Source organism: Treponema sp., from assembly GCF_045641405.1.
Classification (GTDB): Bacteria; Spirochaetota; Spirochaetia; order Treponematales; family Treponemataceae; genus Treponema_D.
Map to the genome: position 1 here is coordinate 1 of NZ_JAZUGX010000033.1, position 5,997 is coordinate 5,997.

The 5,997-nt window shown below is 39.6% G+C and carries 6 protein-coding genes; all 6 read right to left on the bottom strand.

Going from position 1 to position 5,997, the window contains the following annotated elements:
• Positions 1–1,392: type IV secretion system protein (locus ACKI39_RS04620; protein WP_407398121.1), on the bottom strand; the 1,392-nt coding region annotated here is incomplete at its 3' end.
• A 9-nt stretch (positions 1,393–1,401) separates the two neighbouring features.
• Complete coding sequence (locus tag ACKI39_RS04625) at positions 1,402–2,325, bottom strand: hypothetical protein (RefSeq protein WP_407398123.1); 924 nt, start codon at positions 2,323–2,325, stop codon at positions 1,402–1,404.
• 95 nt (positions 2,326–2,420) lie between these two features.
• A complete protein-coding gene (locus tag ACKI39_RS04630; RefSeq protein ID WP_407398125.1) occupies positions 2,421–4,877 on the bottom strand; it encodes a VirB4 family type IV secretion/conjugal transfer ATPase in 2,457 nt (818 codons plus the stop codon).
• A 119-nt stretch (positions 4,878–4,996) separates the two neighbouring features.
• Entirely contained in the window at positions 4,997–5,260 is a 264-nt protein-coding gene (locus ACKI39_RS04635; protein ID WP_407398127.1) for a VirB3 family type IV secretion system protein, read from the bottom strand.
• Positions 5,248–5,520, bottom strand: a complete 273-nt coding sequence (locus ACKI39_RS04640) for a hypothetical protein (protein ID WP_407398129.1) — start codon at positions 5,518–5,520, stop codon at positions 5,248–5,250. Before ACKI39_RS04640 ends, ACKI39_RS04635 begins: the two co-directional genes overlap by 13 nt.
• 52 nt (positions 5,521–5,572) lie before the next feature.
• On the bottom strand, positions 5,573–5,997 hold a 425-nt coding region (locus ACKI39_RS04645; RefSeq protein ID WP_407398131.1), incomplete at its 5' end, for a TrbC/VirB2 family protein.

The window sequence follows — 5,997 nt, forward strand, 5'->3', positions numbered from 1 at the left end:
TCCTTCTTTTGCAACGTGTCCTGCTTTTGCTGCAACTTTTCCAGTTGTTGTGACACCTTTTGCCATAGCTCTTGCACCGAAGGCTGCAGTTCCAAGAGCCTGCACAAATTCACCCATTGAAAGCTGAGGCTGACCTGTAAGCAATGTCTGTGCAATCTTTGGAGCGTTCTGTGTAAGTACAAAACAAATGAGTCCATTGAAGAGAAGGGTAGCAAATGTAACCCAGTTCATACCTCCGTTGTCACCCATAATGTTTATGGCTGTTTCAATGAACAGATAGAAAACATAGAACATGCAGATTGTTATAACAATCATCTTCACAAGGAACCCAGTAAATACAGGAATCAGTTTTTTGGGCATTTCTTTTGTTCCGTCAAAAAGAATGAAAGGAATGAAGAATGCTCCTAGTCCCATGATTATTGTGTATTCCAGAATTGTCATGATGTATTGTATCTCTGCAAAAATCGTACAACAAATTAATGCAATACAACTGAGGATAGTCATAATCATACTTGGGATATGAGCAATTGAAGCACCAAGTTTATTCATCCCTTTTTTCATAATGTTGACATCTTCTTCATCAAGTTCGTCCATCTGGATGTTATAGGATATCTGATTCTTTTCCCATAATACCTGGCATCCTAATAAAGAAACTCGGAATAAGGCTGCCGGAGAAAGGTAATAGGAATCTGTTCCATCAGAGTTTTTGAGCCATATATTCAAATCCACATATGAATCGATAATAGGTTGACCATCAGTTCCATCAACCATTTTCGGAATCAAAATTGCATTGAGAGCTTCCAGTGTCCTTCTACCATAAACAGAGTGGTATTTATTTTTATCTCTGTAGATTTCGATTTTTTCCTGAGCAGCTTTCTTTGCCTTTTTAGAATCAAACTTTGTCACGTTAATCTGATCTGAGACTTTATCAAGGAAGTCATTGTAATCTTCAGCTTTTGTGAAAGGTGTTTCAAAAGTGAAGTTTTCAACTTGTGCCTGTAATTCTCCCTGCAGCTCATTAGCTAGTCGCTGTTGGGTTGCAAGGTCTGCTTCTATTGTTTTTTTCATGGAAGCAAGAGCATCAACAATGGCCTGTTTTCCTCCACCTGCACTAATACCAATTCTGTTTCCGATTGCTGACAGTCCCATCGTAAAGATAGGGTAGGCTGACATCATAAGTAAAAACAAAAGCCACTTATACATTGTGTCCCACCAGAAATCTCTGATGGTGAATCTGCTGTTTACAAGTTTAAAAGCTGACCAACAGAGACCTACAATTCCAATGGCAATTGCGTAATGATTTGCCCATCCATAAAAAGACTTGAGACATCCACCAAAATATTCGATGGCTTCAACGACAGGAATATCAATCCAAGAAGTATAACTATCCATGTTCAACTCCTATCGTATAAATGAATCTGGAACCCTATTATCGATAGCTTCCTGTCTCTGGAGTTCCTTTCTCATTTCATCAGCTTCAACCTGTTTTTCGTTTTCATCTGCGATTAACTTTGAAGCTGTGACATTTGCTAAATCATTTATTGCTTCTTGAACACCACCAAGTTCTTCGATAACCTGCTGTGTAAGATGAAGGTTTGCTTCACTGGCTGCAGCTTCTGTCATGTTTCCGTTAGAGTCTGTCTGTGCATAAGCGGCCTGCATGATTGCATTTGATTTTGCAATCTGTTCTTCTCGTTTAAGTTGAACGGCTTCATCAGTTGCCTTTGCAAGAACTTTTGCAGAAGCATCTTTTACCTTTGCAACAGACTGAGAAACGAAGATGTAATTGCGTGGACTTATTCCATACTTACGCCAGATTGCTTCTTTCTGTTTTTCTGAAAGACCTTCCTCAATATTCTTGATTGTGTTCTTCATGTTTGAAGTCATGAACTCACCGGTGTCAGTAACGGCTGTGAAAAAGTTTTTTCCCTGTTCACCCATTCCACAAAGATCTGCAATCGAATATCTATTTCCGTTGCCACAGTCTATGCTTTGTGTTGTCAGAGTATCTTTGATTCTTCGTGCCTGGGTTAAGAGTGCATTAACTCTTTTGTTGGCATCACGGATGTCGTTACGAATATCGAAGTCTCCATCGAAACGGATATTTTCCCAGTCAATTGATTTTGCTCTTTCAACGGCCTGTTGAATTTGCTGATACTGGTTTTCGATAGTTGTAATTGTATTCATGACCATATCGTACTGGCTGTAAAGCTGATCGATTGCTGTAAGCCAACCTGTAATATCGAATACGGGGTAGCCGGTTGCATGAATGTTTGTTACTGTCAGAAATACTCCTGACAGAATTGCTAAAAGTTTTTTTTTCATTTGATGTGTTCCTCATGTTGTAAAATCCGACTCCATTTGGCAGAACAATGGAGCTTAAATAAACTGTGACATATATCTGCCTGTCACATCCAAATCTATGAAATCATGTTTTTATATTTTTCATAGTCGAGACATCTTGTGTCTCTTCCCAAGTCGGCCATCTTTTCTTTTGTTGCTTTAAGAATTTCAAATGCCAGAGGTTCCATAGTGTTCCTTCCTTTTTCAGCTTCAATCTTGTCCAGCATTTCGTGATCTGGAGAAATCAAAGCGAGTTGGAAAGGATCCAAATCTAATGTGAACATTCTGCAGCCGTTTGGATTCTTGAAATAATAATCCTTCTTCATTGTTGCATTGCTTAACGCAAGAATCTCAGAATCTGTAAGTCCAAAATATCTGTAGCTGTCTACAAGGCCTGGTGAAGTAGCGGATTCATCAGCAAGATAAATCTTGGTCAAACACTGCTGTGCGATTGTGTCACTCAATGATGATTTGGCTGCTGCTGCAACTTCCTGAGTTGCAAAAATACAGAACACTTTTTTCTTACGCAGAGTTCTAAGCCATTCCTGAAGGAATCCAGCAAAAATCGGATGCTGAAGATAAAGCCAGGCTTCATCCAGGAAAAGAAATGTCAGAGGCTGTTTCTGTCCTGTAGGAACATTCCATAATTTTTCCAAATAGCGGAATATGTACATGAGGGCAGGGGCAACGGCTTTTTCTGACAAACGCATGAGACTTCCCATTTCAATTGTTACCAGCTTTGAAAGAGGAAGGTTTGTTTCGTCTGCATCAAAGATGGAACCGAACTGTCCTCCGGCACAATATGGGTCCAATCCAATGCGAATTGTATTGCTGCCATTTTCTGGATCTGAGTAAGTTGCATATTGCTGGAAAGTTGTGAGTGTTCTTCTGTTTGGTTCCTTAAGAGAAATCAAACGCAGAGTTTCAGAAATAACCTTACTCATCTCTGGAGTTGTCTCGATGTTCTGCTGACTTAGGAGTCCTTCAATGAACTGCTGACACCACATCAGGCTTTCTGTATATTCTGCTTCTGTACATTCATCAGGACCTTTCAGTTCTGAGAGTGGCTGAAATGCTACAGCGTCCTTACCAGGTTCAACATAGACACCACCGCCTCCTACCATGAATGCACGGCTTGAGAGCTGTTTATCGATACAGATGATATTTGCATCTTTGTACTTTGTGGCTGAAGCCATCAGCAGAGCGAGAAGGGTAGACTTACCTGCACCGGTAGGACCAAAAACGAAAGTGTGACCAACATCTCTGACATTAAGGTTCAAAAAGAATGGAGTTCCATAACTTGTTGAACAAGTACAAAGAGGAATTGAACTTCCACAGGTTTCTTCCGTGAAATCGTTATAGAGCATTCCCTGCCATGCGGAGCTTAACGGAATGATGTTTGAAAAATTCTTAGTTGAAATAAGTGGTCTTCGTATATTTGCATATACATTACCTGGCATCATCCCAAGCCATGCTTGAACATTGTTGAATGTTTCTTCTTTCACAGAAAAACCACAGCTTCTTACAACCTGCTGCAGCTTACGAGATTTCTCTTTTGCCACTTCAAGTTTTTTGTCCCATACCATCAGGTTACTTGTGTAATAACCAAGAACATATTCTCCAAGAGCAATATCTCCCTGTATATCAGAGGCCTGTGCTTCCATCTCAAGAGCACCTTTATTCTCTTTGTCGATTTCAACATTCATTGCCATTTCTGTGAACAATGTCATTCCCGACTTACGAGCTGAATAAAATCTGTTCTGATATTTCTCAGCTTCCTTGGCAGATTTTTCCTTTGACATCGGAATGAATCTTGTAGTCCATCGGAATTCTGTCATGGTCCTATTGAGTCCATCAAAAATGGCAGGATAAGTTTTGTTTGGGAAATCCATGATTCCCATTACAGGAACATAGTATTCACCAATCTTTAATGGCTGGCTGTTACGAACATCCATATCACAGAGATAATTGTCCAGGAAGAAGAAAGTATCATCAGGGTAGATAAGATTCTGCCTATGGAGTGAAACCGAACTCTTTATGTAAGAAAAAAGTTCCGAATTGTCGAGACGATGGATCCAAAGTTTTACACCTAAAGTTCCCATTACTTTTTCACATTCATCGAGAAAGTTTTCTACTTCCTTCTGAACTTTTGGAAGGTTTTCAGACTTACCGAAAAGCGATCTTGATTTAGTGTTTTTGGACTTCTGATTTGATTTGAAGAAGAGTCCCGTTGCTTTTGAGTCTATGTCGCTTGGAAGCTGGTACACAAAAGTAATGTAGTATTCAGTTGTAAAATGTTCTCCGAACTTGTGATAATTTTCAGCACGTCTCTGGTCAATTAACCATCCTGCAAGGTTGGAAAATTCGCCTGCGGGATAGTCCTTTGTCTTATATCTTTTTACGTCAAAGAAAAGAGCCCAACCTTCATTCTGTGCAAGTGTCATGGCTGACCTGTTGAATAAGGATGCCATGCTTGCTATCTCTGGAGCAGATGAAGATTCAAGGTCAGGATATTCCACCTGATATGTTGCCATCACAGCTCCATTCTTGAGTAAGCAAACTCCTGGTTGGATGATAAAACTCCATGGCAAAACATATTTGAGTTCATTCTGAGGTTCTTTAAATTTCAGTAAATCTAAGAATGGTATTTTCATTAGTCAGCCCTCCAAATATCTGGTGCAAGGATTCTGTCAAAAATTACTGTTAGGGCATAAGGGTCATTTTTACAAACCATTTTTGCCGCAACAAATAAAAAGATTCCCACGATTGCACACCAAATGCTTATTACGTTCATAAGCACGATAGTAATTACTAAAATCAGCATTGCCGGTATCACACCGATACCGACGAGCAGATTTGGTTCAAGAAGTACACGATGTACTGGTGTTGAATAGTCATAAACACTTAATTCTTCCATTCAGCCTCCTGATAGGAATCTTTTCCAATCATTGCATATGCATAAAGCCCAAGACTGTCTTTCAATGTGTCAATTTCAATTACTTTTAATGAGTCCATTTCAAATATCTTTTTAAGTTCCTTTTTTGGAATGGCTCTTCCATCAAGATTAATCAAAACCTCATAACCAGAATCAGTTAGACGGATGGGTGCAAGAAGTCTTAGTTCATGACAATCGAGAATGTTTTTAATTTGTTCTGTCTCTCTATTTATCTGATTCATTTTTTAATTCCTTGGGGCCAGTAATTCAGGCGAATCACTGGCCTTTTTGTGACTAGACACATGCTGCAGAGAGAGAGTTTCCTGCCATGTCGACTGTGTTCTGAATCTGAGGAATCATTGCTACTTCAAAATTGAGGTCATCAAGGAAGTATGAACAGATACTTGAAGCAGAAAGAAGGATGATTGTTCCGATAATCCATGGTGCGAATTTTTTAATCATCTGGCCGCCACCACCCTGCTGCCCAGCGAGAACCATACCAATAGCTTCAACGATAAGAGCTACTAAAAGAATTGCTTTGACCCAAGATGACTGGAACAATTCAAGAATCTTGTCTGCCCAGTTATCGAGCTCAACAATGGATTCCCCACTACCTGAGGCTGCGAACGTTGGAACGACACAGAGTGCTAAAACTGCTGCTACTGTAATAAACTTTTTTGAAGTTACGGTCTTTTTAAAAGACTTAAAAAAATTAGATT